This is a genomic window from Aquipuribacter nitratireducens, assembly GCF_037860835.1.
Lineage (GTDB): Bacteria > Actinomycetota > Actinomycetes > Actinomycetales > JBBAYJ01 > Aquipuribacter > Aquipuribacter nitratireducens.
On sequence record NZ_JBBEOG010000003.1, the window covers coordinates 471,581 to 486,853 of the forward strand.

At 76.7% G+C, this 15,273-nt stretch carries 12 protein-coding genes; 6 read left to right on the forward strand and 6 right to left on the reverse strand.

Going from position 1 to position 15,273, the window contains the following annotated elements; translation table 11 throughout:
• Positions 1 to 65 precede the first annotated feature (65 nt).
• Entirely contained in the window at positions 66 to 1,616 is a 1,551-nt protein-coding gene (gene hutH, locus WAB14_RS08485) for a histidine ammonia-lyase (RefSeq protein WP_340269128.1), read from the forward strand.
• A gap of 31 nt (positions 1,617 to 1,647) precedes the next feature.
• On the forward strand, positions 1,648 to 3,306 hold the full coding sequence (locus WAB14_RS08490; protein ID WP_340269129.1) for a urocanate hydratase: 1,659 nt from the start codon (positions 1,648 to 1,650) through the stop codon (positions 3,304 to 3,306).
• Positions 3,307 to 3,355: 49 nt separating this feature from the next.
• On the opposite strand, the gene WAB14_RS08495 is transcribed toward WAB14_RS08490, so the two are convergent.
• Positions 3,356 to 3,844 carry an aminoacyl-tRNA deacylase gene (locus tag WAB14_RS08495; RefSeq protein WP_340269130.1) on the reverse strand — a complete coding sequence of 163 codons (489 nt, stop codon included), beginning with the start codon at positions 3,842 to 3,844 and terminating at the stop codon, positions 3,356 to 3,358.
• Positions 3,845 to 3,865: 21 nt separating this feature from the next.
• Between WAB14_RS08495 and WAB14_RS08500 the strand changes: the two genes are divergently transcribed.
• The 3 genes from WAB14_RS08500 to hutI are packed head-to-tail and all read left to right on the forward strand — an operon-like array spanning position 3,866 to position 7,649.
• Positions 3,866 to 5,101: an allantoate amidohydrolase gene (locus tag WAB14_RS08500; RefSeq protein ID WP_340269131.1), complete on the forward strand. Its 1,236-nt coding sequence runs from the start codon at positions 3,866 to 3,868 to the stop codon at positions 5,099 to 5,101.
• Positions 5,098 to 6,477: a formimidoylglutamate deiminase gene (locus WAB14_RS08505; RefSeq protein WP_340269132.1), complete on the forward strand. Its 1,380-nt coding sequence runs from the start codon at positions 5,098 to 5,100 to the stop codon at positions 6,475 to 6,477. Before WAB14_RS08500 ends, WAB14_RS08505 begins: the two co-directional genes overlap by 4 nt.
• Positions 6,474 to 7,649 carry an imidazolonepropionase gene (gene hutI, locus WAB14_RS08510; RefSeq protein WP_340269133.1) on the forward strand — a complete coding sequence of 392 codons (1,176 nt, stop codon included), beginning with the start codon at positions 6,474 to 6,476 and terminating at the stop codon, positions 7,647 to 7,649. Before WAB14_RS08505 ends, hutI begins: the two co-directional genes overlap by 4 nt.
• A gap of 13 nt (positions 7,650 to 7,662) precedes the next feature.
• On the opposite strand, the gene WAB14_RS08515 is transcribed toward hutI, so the two are convergent.
• The 4 genes from WAB14_RS08515 to WAB14_RS08530 form a co-directional block, all read right to left on the reverse strand.
• Positions 7,663 to 8,187, reverse strand: a complete 525-nt coding sequence (locus WAB14_RS08515; protein WP_340269134.1) for a flavodoxin family protein — start codon at positions 8,185 to 8,187, stop codon at positions 7,663 to 7,665.
• Positions 8,188 to 8,248: 61 nt separating this feature from the next.
• Complete coding sequence (locus WAB14_RS08520; protein WP_340269135.1) at positions 8,249 to 8,428, reverse strand: hypothetical protein; 180 nt, start codon at positions 8,426 to 8,428, stop codon at positions 8,249 to 8,251.
• A gap of 234 nt (positions 8,429 to 8,662) precedes the next feature.
• On the reverse strand, positions 8,663 to 9,082 hold the full coding sequence (locus WAB14_RS08525) for a YjbQ family protein (protein ID WP_340269136.1): 420 nt from the start codon (positions 9,080 to 9,082) through the stop codon (positions 8,663 to 8,665).
• Between the two features lie 55 nt (positions 9,083 to 9,137).
• Positions 9,138 to 10,724, reverse strand: coding sequence for a methyl-accepting chemotaxis protein (locus WAB14_RS08530; RefSeq protein ID WP_340269137.1), 1,587 nt, complete (start codon positions 10,722 to 10,724; stop codon positions 9,138 to 9,140).
• A 198-nt stretch (positions 10,725 to 10,922) separates the two neighbouring features.
• Here WAB14_RS08530 and WAB14_RS08535 point away from each other — a divergent pair, with 198 nt between their 5' ends.
• On the forward strand, positions 10,923 to 12,173 hold the full coding sequence (locus tag WAB14_RS08535; RefSeq protein WP_340269138.1) for an EAL domain-containing protein: 1,251 nt from the start codon (positions 10,923 to 10,925) through the stop codon (positions 12,171 to 12,173).
• 21 nt (positions 12,174 to 12,194) lie between these two features.
• Here the strand turns inward: WAB14_RS08535 and WAB14_RS08540 are convergent, their stop codons facing one another.
• Positions 12,195 to 15,269, reverse strand: coding sequence for a bifunctional [glutamine synthetase] adenylyltransferase/[glutamine synthetase]-adenylyl-L-tyrosine phosphorylase (locus WAB14_RS08540; RefSeq protein WP_340269139.1), 3,075 nt, complete (start codon positions 15,267 to 15,269; stop codon positions 12,195 to 12,197).
• Positions 15,270 to 15,273: the final 4 nt, after the last annotated feature.

Here is a 15,273-nt window from a genome sequence, read left to right on the forward strand (position 1 = left end):
GATACGAGACGATAGTGCTCGCCGTGCCCTCGCGCGGGGGCGCACGCACCCGCTGCCATGGAGGGGTGGAGGAGACGCTCGACGAGGTGGTCGTGGGACCGGGTCCGCTGAGCCCGGCGCAGGTCGTCGCGGTGGCCCGCGACGGGGTGCCGGTGCGGTTGTCCGCCGAGGCGGAGGCCGCGATGGCGCGCGGACGGGCCGTCGTCGACTCCCTCGCCTCCGACCCCGCGCCCCACTACGGGGTCTCCACCGGCTTCGGGGCCCTCGCCACCCGTCACATCCCCGCCGAGCGGCGCGCCCAGCTGCAGGCCTCCCTCGTGCGCTCCCACGCCGCCGGGACGGGTCCGGAGGTGGAGCCGGAGGTGGTGCGCGCCCTCGTGCTCCTGCGGCTCGCCACCCTCGCGACGGGGGCGACGGGGGCCCAGCCGGCGACCGCGCGCACGTACGCGGCCATGCTGAGCGCCGGGCTCACCCCGGTGGTCCGCGAGCACGGCTCCCTCGGCTGCTCCGGCGACCTCGCCCCGCTCGCCCACTGCGCGCTCGCCGCCGCCGGCGAGGGCGAGGTCCGCGACGCCGACGGCGTCCTCCACCCCGCCGGGGAGGCGCTCGCCGCGGCCGGGATCGCGCCCGTCGTGCTGCGGGAGAAGGAGGGCCTGGCCCTGCTCAACGGCACCGACGGGATGCTCGGGATGCTCCTGCTCGCGTGCGAGGACCTCACCGCGCTGCTCCGCACCGCGGACGTCACGGCGGCGCTGTCGGTGGAGGCGCTGCTCGGCAGCGACGCCGCCTTCGCCGCGGACGTCGTCGCGATGCGACCGCACCCTGGCACGCTCGACAGCGCCGACAACCTCCGCCGTCTCCTCGCCGGCTCCGCGGTGATGGCGAGCCACCGCACGCCGGAGTGCACGCGCGTGCAGGACGCGTACTCGCTGCGCTGCGCGCCGCAGGTGCACGGCGCCGCCCGGGACACCCTCGCCCACGCCCGGGCCGTCGCGGAGCGGGAGCTCGGCGCCGTCGTCGACAACCCCGTCCTGCTGCCCGACGGGCGGGTGGAGTCCAACGGCAGCTTCCACGGGGCGCCGCTGGGCTACGTCCTCGACTTCCTCGCGATCGTGGTCGCCGACGTCGCGAGCATGAGCGAGCGGCGCACCGACCGCTTCCTCGACGCCGCCCGCAGCCACGGGCTGCCACCCTTCCTCGCCGACGACCCGGGCGTCGACTCCGGGCTCATGATCGCCCAGTACACGCAGGCGGCGCTCGTGTCCGAGCTCAAGCGGCTCGCGGCACCGGCGTCCGTCGACTCCATCCCCTCCAGCGCCATGCAGGAGGACCACGTGTCGATGGGCTGGTCGGCCGCCCGCGACCTGCGCCGCGCGCTCGACGGCCTCACGCAGGTCCTCGCCGTCGAGCTCGTCGTGGCCTGCCGGGGGCTCGAGCTCCGCGCCCCGCTGCAGCCGGCCCCGGGCACCGCGGCCGTGCTGCGCGGCCTGCGCGAGGCGGTGCCGGGCCCCGGGCCCGACCGGTGGCTGTCGCCGGAGCTGCTCGCCGCCACCGACCACGTCCGGGCCCGCCGGCCCGTCGCCGACGCGGCGGCCGTCGTCGGCACCCTCCGCTGAGCCGCCCACGCCGTCCCGAAGGAGGACACCCATGACCGGTCCCCGTCCCGTCCGCGCCCCCCGCGGCAGCACCCTCACCGCCCGCAGCTGGCAGACCGAGGCGCCGCTGCGGATGCTCATGAACAACCTCGACCCGGAGGTCGCCGAACGCCCCGACGACCTCGTCGTGTACGGCGGCACCGGGCGCGCGGCGCGCAGCTGGGCGGCCTACGACGCCATCGTCCGCACCCTCACGACGCTCGAGGCGGACGAGACGCTCCTCGTGCAGTCCGGCAGCCCCGTCGGGGTCGTCCGCACCCACGAGTGGGCGCCGCGCGTGCTCATCGCGAACAGCAACCTCGTGCCCGACTGGGCGACGTGGCCGGAGTTCCGCCGCCTCGAGCAGCTCGGCCTCACGATGTACGGGCAGATGACGGCCGGCTCGTGGGTCTACATCGGCACGCAGGGCATCGTCCAGGGCACGTTCGAGACGTTCGCCGCCGTCGCCGACCAGCGGTTCGGCGGTTCCCTCGCCGGCACGCTGACGGTCACGGGCGGCTGCGGCGGCATGGGCGGCGCGCAACCGCTCGCCGTCACCCTCAACGGCGGCGTCTGCCTCGTCGTCGACGTCGACCCCGCGCGGCTGCACCGTCGGGTCCAGCACCGCTACCTCGACGAGGTCGCCGCCGACCTCGACGCCGCGGTCGCGCGGTGCCTCGCCGCGCGGGCCGAGCGCCGGGCGCTGTCGGTCGGGCTCGTCGGCAACTGCGCCGACGTGCTCCCGCAGCTGCTGCGGCGCGGCGTCGACGTCGACGTCGTCACCGACCAGACGAGCGCCCACGACCCCCTGTCGTACCTGCCGAGCGGCGTCGCGCTCGAGGACTGGCACGACTACGCCGCGGCGAAGCCGGAGGAGTTCACCGACCGGGCGAGGGAGTCCATGGCACGCCACGTCGAGGCGATGGTCGCCTTCCAGGACGCCGGCGCGGAGGTCTTCGACTACGGCAACTCGATCCGGTCCGAGGCGCGCCTCGGCGGCTGCGAGCGGGCGTTCGAGGTCGCCGGGTTCGTGCCCCGCTACATCCGTCCGCTGTTCTGCCAGGGCAAGGGCCCGTTCCGGTGGGCGGCGCTGTCCGGGGACCCCGCCGACGTCGCCGCGACCGACCGGGCCGTCGCGGAGCTGTTCCCCGACGACGAGCGCCTCCACCGCTGGCTCGAGGCGGCCTCCGAGCGGATCGCCTTCCAGGGCCTGCCCGCGCGGATCTGCTGGCTCGGGCTCGGCGAGCGCGCGGCCGCGGGCGAGCGCTTCAACGCCATGGTGGCGAGCGGGGAGCTCACCGCGCCGCTCGCGATCGGGCGGGACCACCTCGACTGCGGCAGCGTCGCCTCCCCCTACCGGGAGACCGAGGGCATGGCCGACGGGTCCGACGCCGTCGCGGACTGGCCCCTGCTCAACGCGCTCGTCAACGCCTCGAGCGGCGCCACGTGGGTGTCCCTGCACCACGGCGGCGGTGTCGGCATCGGTCGGTCCCTCCACGCTGGGCAGGTGAGCGTCGCCGACGGCACGCCGCTGGCGGCGCAGAAGCTGCAGCGCGTCCTCACGAACGACCCCCTCATGGGAGTGGTCCGCCACGTCGACGCCGGCTACCCGGAGGCCGACGCGACGGCCGCCGCGCACGGCGTGCGCGTGCCGCTGCGGGAGGGCGTGTGAGGCCGGCCCGACCGGACCGCAGCGGTTCAGGTCGTCCCGGGCGACGGGCTCAGGCGACCGGGTCGCTGACGTCCGCGACCCGCGCGCCGAGGGCCGCGATGGCGGCGTCGGCGTCGACGAGCAGCGCCACGCCGTGGGCGCCGGCACCCAGGGAGACCTCGCCGGCCCCGGCGAGGGCGGCGTCGGCGACGACGGGCCACGCGCGCGTGGCGCCGAACGGGGTGATCGTCCCCCGCTCGTACCCCGTCGCGTCACGGGCGGCCGCGGCGTCCGGCATCGACAGGCGGTTCACCCCGAGCAGCGCCCGCAGCCGCGGCCACGAGATCTCCCGGTCGCCGGGCACGAGCACGAGGAGGACGTCGTCGTCGCCGCGGCGCACGACGAGCGTCTTCACCACGGCAGCGGGAGCGACGCCGCGGGCCGCCGCCGCCTCGGCCAGCGACCGCACCGGGCCGTGGCGCACCACCCGGTACCGCAGGCCCAGCGCGTCGGCGGCGGCCACGGCCCTCTGCTCGCCCTCGGACGGCACGTCGCTCACGAGCGCCGAGGGTAGGCAACCGTGACCTTCCTCCGCACGTGGGACGCGCTCGCGCCGGTCGGCCGCGACACCGGGAGCGGCGGCTACACACGGCTCGCGTGGACCCCGGTGGACGCCGTCCTGCGCGAGTGGTTCGTCGGGGAGGCCTCGGCACGTGGCCTCGACGTCTGCCAGGACCGGGCGGGCAACCTGTGGGCGTGGTGGGGCGACCCGGACGCGGCCGCCCGCGCCGGGCAGCCCGGTGTGGTGCTCGGCTCCCACCTCGACTCGGTCCGCGACGGCGGCGCGTTCGACGGCCCCCTCGGGGTGGTGTCGGCCCTCGCGGCGCTGGATGCGCTCCGGGACCGCGGCGCCGCGCCGTCCCGCCCGGTGGGTGTCGTCGTCATGGCCGACGAGGAGGGCGCCCGCTTCGGTGTGGCGTGCGCGGGCTCCCGCCTCCTGACCGGGGCCCTCGACCCCGACCGGGCACGCGGGCTCCGTGACGACGACGGGACGACCCTCGCGGAGGCGTACCGCGCGGCCGGCCACGACCCGGCCTCGCTCGGGTCGGACCCGGCGGCCCTCGCCCGGGTCGGCGCGTTCGTCGAGCTCCACGTCGAGCAGGGCCGCGGTCTCGTCGACCTCGGACGTGCCGTCGGCGTCGGTACGGGCATCGACCCCCACGGGCGCTGGCGGGTGCGCCTCACGGGACGCGCGGACCACGCCGGCACCACCCGGCTCGACGACCGGGACGACGCACTCGTGCGTGCGGCGCGTCTCGTCCTGGACGCGCGCGGCGCCGCCGAGCGGCACGGCTGCGTGGCCACCGTCGGGCGGCTCGAGGTCCGCCCCGGCTCGGCGAACGCCGTCCCCGGCGCCGTCGAGGCGTGGCTCGACGCGCGGGGACCGGACGAGACGGCCGTCCGGGCCCTCGTCGCCGACGCCACCGGGGGCCTGCGTCCGGCCGACGGGGTCACGGAGGAGTCGTGGACGGCGGCCACGACGTTCGACCCGGCGCTGGCGCGGCGGCTCTCCGGCCTGCTCGGCGACGCACCGCTCCTCGGGACCGCCGCCGGTCACGACGCCGGCGTCCTCGCCGCCGCCGGGGTGCCCACCGCGATGCTGTTCGTCCGCAACCCGACCGGGGTCTCCCACTCCCCCGCCGAGCACGCCGAGGAGGCCGACTGCCTCGCGGGCGTCGCGGCGCTCACCGACGTGCTCGTCGACCTCGTCGCTCCTCGGGCGGCTGCCGGCACCGTCGCCGGGCGCGCGACGTGAGCGGCACCGTCCGGCGCTGGCACGCCGAGCACGCGTGGCTGCCCGACGGCTGTCGTGCGGACGTGCTCCTCGAGAGCGTCGACGGGCGCTTCACGCGCGTGGAGCCCGAGGTCGGCTCGCAGCCCGCGGCCGGGCCCGACGCCGAACGGCTCCGGGGCGTCGTGCTGCCCGGGCTCGCGGACGGGCACGGGCACGCGTTCCACCGGGCGCTGCGCGGGCGCACGCACCTCGTCGACGCCTCGGACCCGTGTCGGCCCGGGGACTTCTGGGCGTGGCGGCAGCGTGCGTACGACGTCGCCGCCGTCCTCGACCCGGACCTCTACCTCGACCTCGCCCGCGCGACGTACGCCGAGCTCGCCCTCGCCGGCGTCACGTGCGTCGGGGAGTTCCACTACCTCCACCACGACCCCACCGGGCGCCCCTACGCCGAGGCGGACGCCATGGGCGCGGCACTGCGGCAGGCGGCGGTCGATGCGGGGGTCCGCCTCACCCTGCTCGACACCTGCTACCTCGCCGGAGGGCTCGGCCCGGCCGGGCCCGAGCCCGTGGCCGGGGTCCAGCGTCGCTTCGCCGACGTCGACGTCGACGCGTGGGCGGCGCGCGTCGTCGAGGTGCCGACTACCGCGACGGCCCGGGTCGGGGCGGCGGCCCACTCGGTGCGGGCGGTGCCGCGTGAGGCGCTCGGCACGGTCGCGGCCGTCGCCGCCACCACGTCGGCGGGCGTGCTCCACGCCCACGTCGCGGAGCAGCCCGCGGAGGTGGCGGCGTGCCGCGCCGCGTACGGGGTGGGCCCGGTCGGCCTGCTGGCGGCGGGGGGCGCCCTGGGACCGCGCACGACGGTGGTGCACGCGACCCACCTGGACGCGGCAGACGTCGCGGCCCTCGGCGGCAGCGGCACCGGGGTGTGCCTGTGCCCGAGCACCGAGCGCGACCTCGCCGACGGTCCCGGCCACGCGCGTGCGCTCGCCGACGCCGGCAGCCCGCTGTCGGTGGGCGCCGACCAGCACGTGGCCGCCGACCTCCTCGGCGAGGCGCGCGGCGTCGAGGAGCACGAACGGCTCACGTCCGGTCGTCGCGGTCGCTTCGTCCCCCGGGACCTCCTCGCGATGGCCACCGCGCACGACCGGCTCGGCTGGCCGGAGGCGGGGCGGCTCGAGGTGGGCGCTCGCGCGGACCTCGTCGTGGTCCGCACCGACACTCCCCGGACCGCGGGCGGCGCCCCGGCGCAGGTCGTCATGGTGGCGACCGCCGCGGACGTCGACCGCGTGGTCGTCGACGGACACGACGTCGTCGTCGACGGGCAACACGTGCTCGGCGACGTCGGGCGCCTCCTGGTCGACGCGGTGGCCGCGGTCGACGACAGGCTGGGGTCGTGACCCGCGTCCCGGCGTCGCCCACGACGCTCCTCACCGGCGTCGGCGAGCTCGTGACGAACGACCAGACGCTCGGCGACGGCTCACCGCTCGGGCTCCTGCACGACGCGGCCCTCGTCGTCGCCGACGGGCGGGTCGCGTGGGTGGGTCCTGCCTCGGCCGCCCCGCCCGCGGACCGGCGCCGCGACCTCGGCGGCCGGGCGCTGCTGCCGGGCTTCGTCGACAGCCACACCCACCTCGTGTTCGCCGGGGACCGGTCGGCGGAGTTCGTCGCCCGCACGACGGGCGCACGCTACGACGGCGGCGGGATCGCCACGACGGTCACCGCGACGCGCGCCGCGGACGACGCGACGCTGCGGCGGCTGCTGGCGGCGCGGGTCGCCGAGGCGCGTCGGCAGGGCTCGACGACGCTGGAGGTGAAGTCCGGCTACGGCCTCGACGTCGCGCACGAGGCCCGGCTGCTGCGACTGGCCCGCGAGGTGACGGAGGAGACGACGTACCTCGGCGCCCACGTCGTGCCCGCCGGCGCCGACCACGACGACTACGTCGCGCTCGCGGCCGGGACGATGCTCGCGGCGTGCGCGCCGCACGCCCGGTGGGCCGACGTCTTCTGCGAGCCGGCGAGCGCTCACGCGTTCGACGCCGACGAGGCCCGGACGGTGCTGCTCGCCGCCGGCGCGGCCGGGCTCGGGCTGCGGGTGCACGGCAACCAGCTGGCGCCCGGGCCGGGGGTGCGCCTCGCGGTCGAGCTCCGGGCGGCGAGCGTCGACCACTGCACGTACCTCGACGCCGACGACGTCGACGCCCTCGCCGGGTCGGACACGGTCGCCACGCTGCTCCCCGGGGTCGAGTTCTCGACGGGGCACCCCTACCCGGACGCGCGGCGCCTCCTCGACGCGGGTGTCGTCGTCGCGCTCGCGACCGACTGCAACCCCGGCACGAGCAACACCTCGTCGGTGCCGTTCGTGGTGGCGCTCGCCGTGCGCGAGTGCGGTCTGACGCCGGCCGAGGCGGTGCACGCCGCGACCGCCGGGGCCGCCCGCGCGCTGCGTCGCGACGACGTGGGCGTCCTGCGGGTCGGGTCCTGCGCGCACCTCGCCGTGCTCGACGCGCCGTCGTACGTGCACCTCGCCTACCGGCCGGGCGTCCCGCTGGCCCGGGGCCTCGTGCTCTGACCCGCCGCGGCGCTCAGCGGGGCCGAAGGGAGTCGACGGAGGCGGCGAGCCCGACACCCCACGCGTGCGCCCGCTCGACCTCGCCGTCGCACAGGGGGCCCTGGACGTCCTCGACGTCGAAGCTCTCGGGACGTGCGGCGCGCCGGCACCCGAGCCGACGCAGCCGCCGGTCCGCGGCGCGGCCCGCGTGACCCGGCACCCGGGGCCGGCGCACGTGCGTGTCGAACGCCGCGGCCGCGACGTCGCAGCCCTCGGCTGCGGCCAGCCACTCCCGGACCCCCTGTCCGCGCGATACGAGGGGACGCCCGCGGCCGGCGGCGTCGGCGCGGGTCTCGGGCCGGCTGAGACCGAGGGCGTGCGTGGGGGCGCCCACGACGAGGAGGTCGACCGCGCCCTCGCGGAGCGCGCCGGGGCTCGGGGCCCGCGACACCTCCACCGCCTCGACCGTGGCGCCGGCGTCGCGCAGGCCGTCCTTCACCGCCAGCGCGACCTGCTCGGTGCACCCGAACATCGACTCGTAGACCACCAGTGCGCGCACCCTGACCACCTCCGGGTCCATGGTCGCGCCCCGGCCCGGCCCTGCCGTGGGACGTTGGTCCTCAGGGCCCCCTCCGGCGCTCGAGCTGCTCGGCGGGCACCCACGCCTCCACGAGCGTCGCCTCGCCGCCGTCGTCGACGACGTACGCCACCCGCCCCTCCCACCCCTGGCTGCGGCGCCACTCGACGAGGAGCCCCGGGGCACGCGCCCCCGTCGGGTCGACGACCCAGCAGTGCCGCACCGGAGGCTGCTCCCGGGGACGCGGCGCCGAGCCGGGTGCCGGCGCCGCGGCTGCCGCACCCGTTCGCTCGGCGAGGGAGCGTGCCGACCCCGGAGGACGTCTGTCGAGGCCGCCGGACACCCCACCAGCATGGCACACCGGTCGTACACACGTTCGATCGTCGCGCGTCCGTGCCGAGCACTGCTCGGCCGTGGGCCGGGACGCGGCCGAGACGGTCGAGACGGGCGAGACGCCTCAGCCGGGCAGGAAGCTGAGCCGCACCTGGCGGTCCGGGTTGTCGGCGTTGGTGTCGACGAGGACGACGCTCTGCCACGTGCCGAGCTGCGGGCGGCCGTCGAGGACGGGCAGCGACAGCGACGGGGAGACGAACGCCGGCAGCACGTGGTCGCGGCCGTGCCCTGGCGAGCCGTGCCGGTGCTGCCAGCCGTCGTCGCGCGGCAGGAGGCGCTCGAGCGCGCGCTCGAGGTCGGGCTCGCTGCCGGCGCCCGTCTCGAGGAGCGCGACACCCGCCGTCGCGTGCGGCACGAAGACGTGGACCAGCCCGTCACCGGACCCGACGTCGTCGCCACCGGACCGGCAGAACCGGACGACGTCGTCGGTGAGGTCGGTGACGACCCGCGACCCCGTCCGCACGTGCAGCAGCTCGGACCTCATCGGCGACACGCTAGCGACCCGCTCCGGTCGCCTCACCCGGGCACGAGCCCGGGACTCAGTACCGGAACTGCGTGACGAGGTCCTTCACCCGCGCCGCGAGCGCGGCGAGGTCGCCCGCGGACTGCTGGGTCGAGGCCGCGCCCTCGGCGGTGCTCGTCGCGCTCCGCGAGATCGCGGCGGTCGTGTCCGCGATCCGTGCCGAGCCCGTGGCGACCTCGCCGACGTGCCGGCTGATCTCGGCGGTGGTCGCCGACTGCTCCTCGACGGCCGCCGCGATCGTCGTCTGGTTCTCGTCGATCTGCCGGATGACGTCCGCGATCCGCGAGATCGAGTCGTTGACCTGCTGGGTGAGGGCCTCGACGCCGTCGATCTTGGCGGTGATGTCGACGGTGGCGCGGGACGTCTCCTGGGCGAGCTCCTTCACCTCGGTGGCGACGACGGCGAAGCCCTTCCCCGCCTCGCCCGCCCGCGCGGACTCGATCGTCGCGTTGAGCGCGAGGAGGTTGGTCTGCTCGGCGATCGACGTGATGGTGCGGACGATCTCGCCGATCTCGGCGCTCGCGGCCATGAGGGCCCGCACCGCGCGAGAGGTGTCCTCCGCCGTGCCGACCGCCTCGGCGGCCACGTGGGCGGCCGAGGACGCCTGACCGGAGATCTCCGCGATGGACGCGCTCATCTGCTCGGTCGCCGCCGACATCGTCTGCACCGACCCCGACACCTCGTGGGCCGAGCCCGACACGAGGCCGGACTGAGTCGAGGTCTCCTCCGCGCTGGACCCGAGCTGCGTCGACACCGCCGACAGCTCCTCCGACGCCGCCGACAGCGTCGTCGCGGAGTCGGCGAGCGTCGACACCGCGCCGCGGACCCCACCGATCGCCTCGCGCAGGGCGCCGGCCATGACACCGACCTCGTCGCGCGTGCGGATGTCGACCTCGACGGTCAGGTCCCTGCGGGCGACGGCCTGCAGGGCCGCCACGACCTGCGCGAGCGGGCGGGTGATGGTGCGGGAGATGCCGAGGCTCGCGACGACGAGGACGACGGCTGCGACGAGGGTGACGGCCACGACAGTGACCTCGATCGAGCGGATCGTCGCGTCGAGGTCCGCCTGCACCTCGACCCGGTGGGAGTCGAGGAGGGCGACGACCTCGTCGATGTGGCCCTGCAGCGTCTGGGCCCGCTCCGCCTCCCGTCGGAGCACGTCGGCGGCCTCGGCCGACGCGGGGTCGAGCACGGCCAGCTCCCCCATCACCGCGTCGACGTCGGCGAGGTACGTGGAGTACTCCTCGTGGAGCGCCGCGACCGTCGCCGCGTCCTCGGCGCCGATGTCGTAGTCGTCGATCTCCGCCCACGTCGCCTCGGCGGCGGCCGCCGTGGCCGCGAGCTGGTCGGCCGCGTCGGCGCGCTGGGTGTCGTCCGTCGCGAGCAGCATCCCCCGCTGGGCCACCTGGACGTCGCTCTGGAACATGTTGAGGACGCCGAGCCGCTCGTTGGTCTCCTGGATCTGGAGGACGGCGTCGGCGTCGTGACCGATCCGCAGCGCCCCCACGAAGCTCGTGGCGCCGGCGATGACGAGGGCGAGCAGCCCGACGCCGCCGACGAGGAACACCTTGGTGCCGACCGACAGGTCGCGGAACGTGGTCATGAGCAGCCTTCCGGGCAGTGGCGCGCCGAGCGCGCGCCGGACCTCCCGACGATCGACCACCAGTCGGTCGACCGTAGGGTTCCGGTCTCTCGTTTACGGAATCACCCTTCTGCTGTCGCTCTACGCCGGTCGGGTGACCACACGACCGGGCCACCCCCACGGGTCAGGACCGGACCGTCGACCACCGATAGCAGAGGGGTGACGAGACGCCGTACCCCTGCGGAGGAGCAGGTCGCCGGGCTGCTGCGCACGGCGAAGGACAGCCTCGGCCTCTCCACGGCGTTCCTCAGCCGTCTCGACGGGCGCCTGCAGCACCTCGAGGTCGTCGAGAGCGACACCCCGGTGCTGTTTCCGGAGAAGGTCGTCCAGCTGCAGTCGACGTCGTTCTGCCAACGCATCCTCGACGGCGAGCTGCCCCCGGTCATGCCGGACGTCACCAAGGTGCCGGGCGCGATGCGGACCCCCGCCGCGTGGGTGCCCCGCGTCCGCAGCTTCGTGTCGGTGCCCGTCACCCTCAGCGACGGCACCGTGTACGGCACGTTCTGCGCGGCGGGGCTCACGAGCGACCCCGACCTCACGCCCCGGGACAAGGCCCTGATGGACGTGCTCGCGCAGGCGGCGTCGGTCATCGTCGAGCCGGAGGTCCGGGCGGCCGAGAAGCGCGACGCCGTTCTCGAGCGCCTGCGGCCCGTGGAGAAGGCGGGCGGACCCCGCGTCCTGCTCCAGCCCATCGTCGACCTCGTGACCGGCAACCGGGTCGGCGCCGAGGCGCTCAGCCGCTTCCCGGCCGACTGGCGGCTCCCGCCGGACGTCGTCTTCGCGCAGGCGCACGAGGTCGGCAAGGGGGACCGGCTCGAGCTCCTCGCGCTACGACGCGCCGCCGCCCACCTCGACGACGTCTCCGGCTACGTCTCGATGAACGTCTCCCCCGCGACCCTGCTGACCCCGCGCCTGCTGCGCCTGCTCGACGGGATGCCGCTGCACCGCGTGCTCCTCGAGCTGTCCGAGCACGACCCGGTCGAGGACTACGACGCGCTGCGCGCCGCTCTGGCGCCGCTGCGCCGGCGCGGCATGCGCCTGGCGATCGACGACGTCGGGGCCGGGTTCTCCTCCCTGCGGCACATCGTCGTCACGGAGCCCGACGTCATCAAGCTCGACCGGAGCATCGTGGACGGGGTCGCGGGCGACGGGGTGCTCCGCAGCCTCGTGCGCTCCCTCGTCGACTTCGCCGCGGGCCTCGGTGCCGTCGTGGTGGCCGAGGGCGTGGAGCGGCGCGTCGACGCCGACGTGCTGCAGGAGCTGCGCGTGGGCTACGGGCAGGGCTGGTACTGGGGCCGCGCGGTCCCTTCGGCCGAGCTCGTCGACCGGCCGCTGGCCGGCGACCAGCCGACCGCACGGGTGCCGGCGCAGTCCGCTCCCGTCGACGCGCGACCCCTCGCGAGCGCCTGAGCACCGGGTCCCGCGGGTCCGTCACGTCCAGCCGAAGAACACCCGCTCCACGACACTGCGCGCGTGGCGGGCGATCCGCAGCCAGTCGTCCTCCAGGTGCGACGCGCGACCCGCGTCGTACCCCATGAGGCGCGCGGTGCCGTCGAGGTCCCGCCGGTCCGTCGGCAGCACGTCCGTCGGGCGCCCGCGCCACAGCGTGAGCGCGTCCCGCAGGCGCGAGCCCATCCGCCACGCCGACTCGAGGGTCTCCGCGTCGCTGTCGCCGACGAGGCCCGCGTCCCGGGCGGCGTGCAGCGCCTCGAGGGTCGAGGCCGTCCGCAGGTCCTCGACGTCGTGGGCGTGGCGCAGCTGGAGCAGCTGCACGGTCCACTCCACGTCGGTGAGGCCGCCGCGTCCGAGCTTGACGTGCCGGCGGGCGTCGACGCCGCGGGGCAGCCGCTCGGACTCCACCCGTGCCTTGATGCGGCGGATCTCCTGCACCGCCTCCGCCGACGGCCCGCCCGCCGGCCAGCGGAGCGGGTCGATGACCTCCCGGAACCGGTCGGCCAGACCCGCGTCACCGACGAGCGGGACCGCGCGCAGCAGGGCCTGGTGCTCCGAGGGCACCGACCAGCGCCCGTAGTAGGACCGCATCGCGTCGAGGGTGCGGACGAGCTCGCCCTGCCGGCCCTCCGGTCGCAGCCCGGCGTCGAGCTCGATCGCGGGCTCGCCCGACGGCGCGCGGAGCAGCTGCCGCGCCCGCGTCACGACGTCCTTCGCGGCCTCGCTCGCTGCCTCGACGCCCACGCCGTCCCGCGGCTCGTGCACCACGACGACGTCGACGTCGCTCGCGTAGCTCGCCTCCTGCCCCGCGAGGCGACCGAGACCGACGACGAGCAGCCGCGTGGGCAGCCGGTCGAGGACGTCCTCGAGCTCGTCGGGGACGGCGCCGTCGCGGGCGGCCCGGTCCCGGGCCGCGACCAGGACGGCGGCCTCGACGGCGGTGGCGGCGCTCGCGGCCAGCGCGCGGCCGACGCCGTCGCCGTCGAGCAGGCCGACGATGTCCGCCACGCCCGTCCGCACGAGCTCGCGCCGGTGGACGGCGCGCACCGCCGTCACGGCCTCCTCGGCACCGGCCGTCCGTCCGGCCACGGCCAGCACCTCCGCGCGCAGGGACTCCGGCGCCGGCGGACGCAGCCGCTCGTCGGTGTCGAGCAGGGCCGTCGTGCCCGGGGAGCGCTCCATGAGCTGCGCGACGAGCCGGCCCGAGGCGAGGACCTGCGCGAAGCGCTGCGCCGCGCCGGCGGAGTCCCGGAGCATCTTGAGGTACCAGTGGGTCGTCCCCAGCTCGTCGCTGATCCGCCGGAAGGCGAGGAGACCGGCGTCGGGGTCGGCGCCGTCGGCGAACATGCCGAGCATCGCCGGCAGCAACGTGCGCTGGATCGCGGCCCGCCGCGACACCCCGCCGGTGAGTGCCTCCATGTGCCGCAGTGCCCCCGCCGGGTCCCGGTAACCCAGGGCCTGCAGCCGCGAGGAGGCCGCCGCGCTCGTCAGCCGCACCTCGTCCGTCGACAGCGACGCGAGCGCCGTGAGCAGGGGACGGTAGAAGAGCTTCTCGTGCAGCCGCGTGACCGCGCGGTTGACCTCGGCCCAGCGTTCGCGCAGGTCGTCGGCATCGGCGCCGGGGCGCAGCACGAGGCGGGCGAGACGCCGCCAGCCCTCCGGCCGGTCCGGCAGCACGTGGGTGCGGGCGAGGCGCTGCAGCTGCAGGCGGTGCTCGAGGACGCGGAGGAAGCGGTAGGCCCGGTCGAGCTCCGCCCCGTCGTCGCGTCCGACGTAGCCGTGCGCGGTCAGCGCCTCCAGCGCGACGAGCGTGCTCGGCGCCCTCACGCGGGAGTCGGTGCGGCCGTGGACGAGCTGGAGCAGCTGGACGGAGAACTCGACGTCGCGCAGCCCGCCGCGGCCGAGCTTGAGCTGGCGGTCGGCCTCCTTCGCCGGGATGTGCTCGACGACCCGGCGCCGCATGGCCCGCGACGCCTCGACGAAGCCCTCGCGCTCGGTCACCTGCCACACGAGCGGCCAGATCTGCTCGCGCCAGCGCTCCCCCAGCTCGGCGTCGCCGGCGGCGACGCGTGCCTTGAGCATCGCCTGGAACTCCCACGGCTCGGCCCAGCGGGAGTAGTACGCCACGTGGCTGGCGACGGAGCGCGTCAGCGGCCCCGCCTTGCCCTCCGGGCGCAGGGCCGCGTCGACCTGCCACAGGGAGCCCGCGGAGGTGACACCGCCGCAGATCTGGCCGATGGCGGCCGCCAGCCGCGAGCCGACCGCCTGGGCCCGGGAGTCGTCGAGGTCGCCGTCGGGGTGCGGCTCGCAGACGTAGAGGACGTCCACGTCGCTGATGTAGTTGAGCTCGCGGGCGCCGGTCTTGCCGAGCGCGACGACGGCGAGGCGCACCTGGTCTGCGCGGGCGACCTCGCGGCCGGCGAGGTCGTGGGCGGCGGCCAGCGCCGCGTCGGCGAGGTCGGCGAGGCACTCCCCCACGCGCGGCAGCACCGCCGTGGCGTCCTGCGCGCACAGGTCGGCGGCGGCGACGGCGAGGAGCTGGTCGCGGTAGGCGACCTTGAGGGCGTCGCGGGCGTCGTCGCCGGTCCGCCCGTCGACGGCCGCCAGCAGCCGGTCCCTGCGCTCCTCGGCGCCCACAGCCAGCGCGTCGTCGGCGACGAGGCGCCAGCTCGCGGGGTGGCGCACCACGTGGTCGGCGAGGGCCCGGCTCGCCCCGAGCACCCGGACCAGGCGCCGCAGGGGGCCCGCGGACCCGGCGGCGGCCGAGGCCGGCAGGTCGCCGGCGTCGTGCCGGGGTGCCTCCCGGTCGTCGACGGCGACGTCGCGCAGGCGCCCCACGAGCTCGCCGTCGGCGACCTCCGCGAGCCGGACGAGACCGAGGAGCGCGAGGTCGGGGTCGGCGGTGTCGGCGAGGAGCTCCGCGAGCCCGAGGGCGCCCTCGTCGGAGCGTGCGAGCTCCGACAGCCGTGCGAGGGCCCGGTCGACGTCGGTGAACCCGTGCCGCGCGACCTGGGCGCGCAGCGACGCCGCGCGGTCACCGCCGCTCGTGCTCACCCGC

What these genes read in the sequence shown, in the direction of transcription:
- WAB14_RS08525 (WP_340269136.1), bottom strand. Translation starts at nt 9,082, where the DNA reads ATGAGGTCCGAGCTGCTGCACGTGCGGACGGGGTCGCGGGTCGTCACC.
- WAB14_RS08530 (WP_340269137.1), bottom strand. Translation starts at nt 10,724, where the DNA reads ATGACCACGTTCCGCGACCTGTCGGTCGGCACCAAGGTGTTCCTCGTC.
- WAB14_RS08490 (WP_340269129.1), top strand. Translation starts at nt 1,648, where the DNA reads ATGACCGGTCCCCGTCCCGTCCGCGCCCCCCGCGGCAGCACCCTCACC.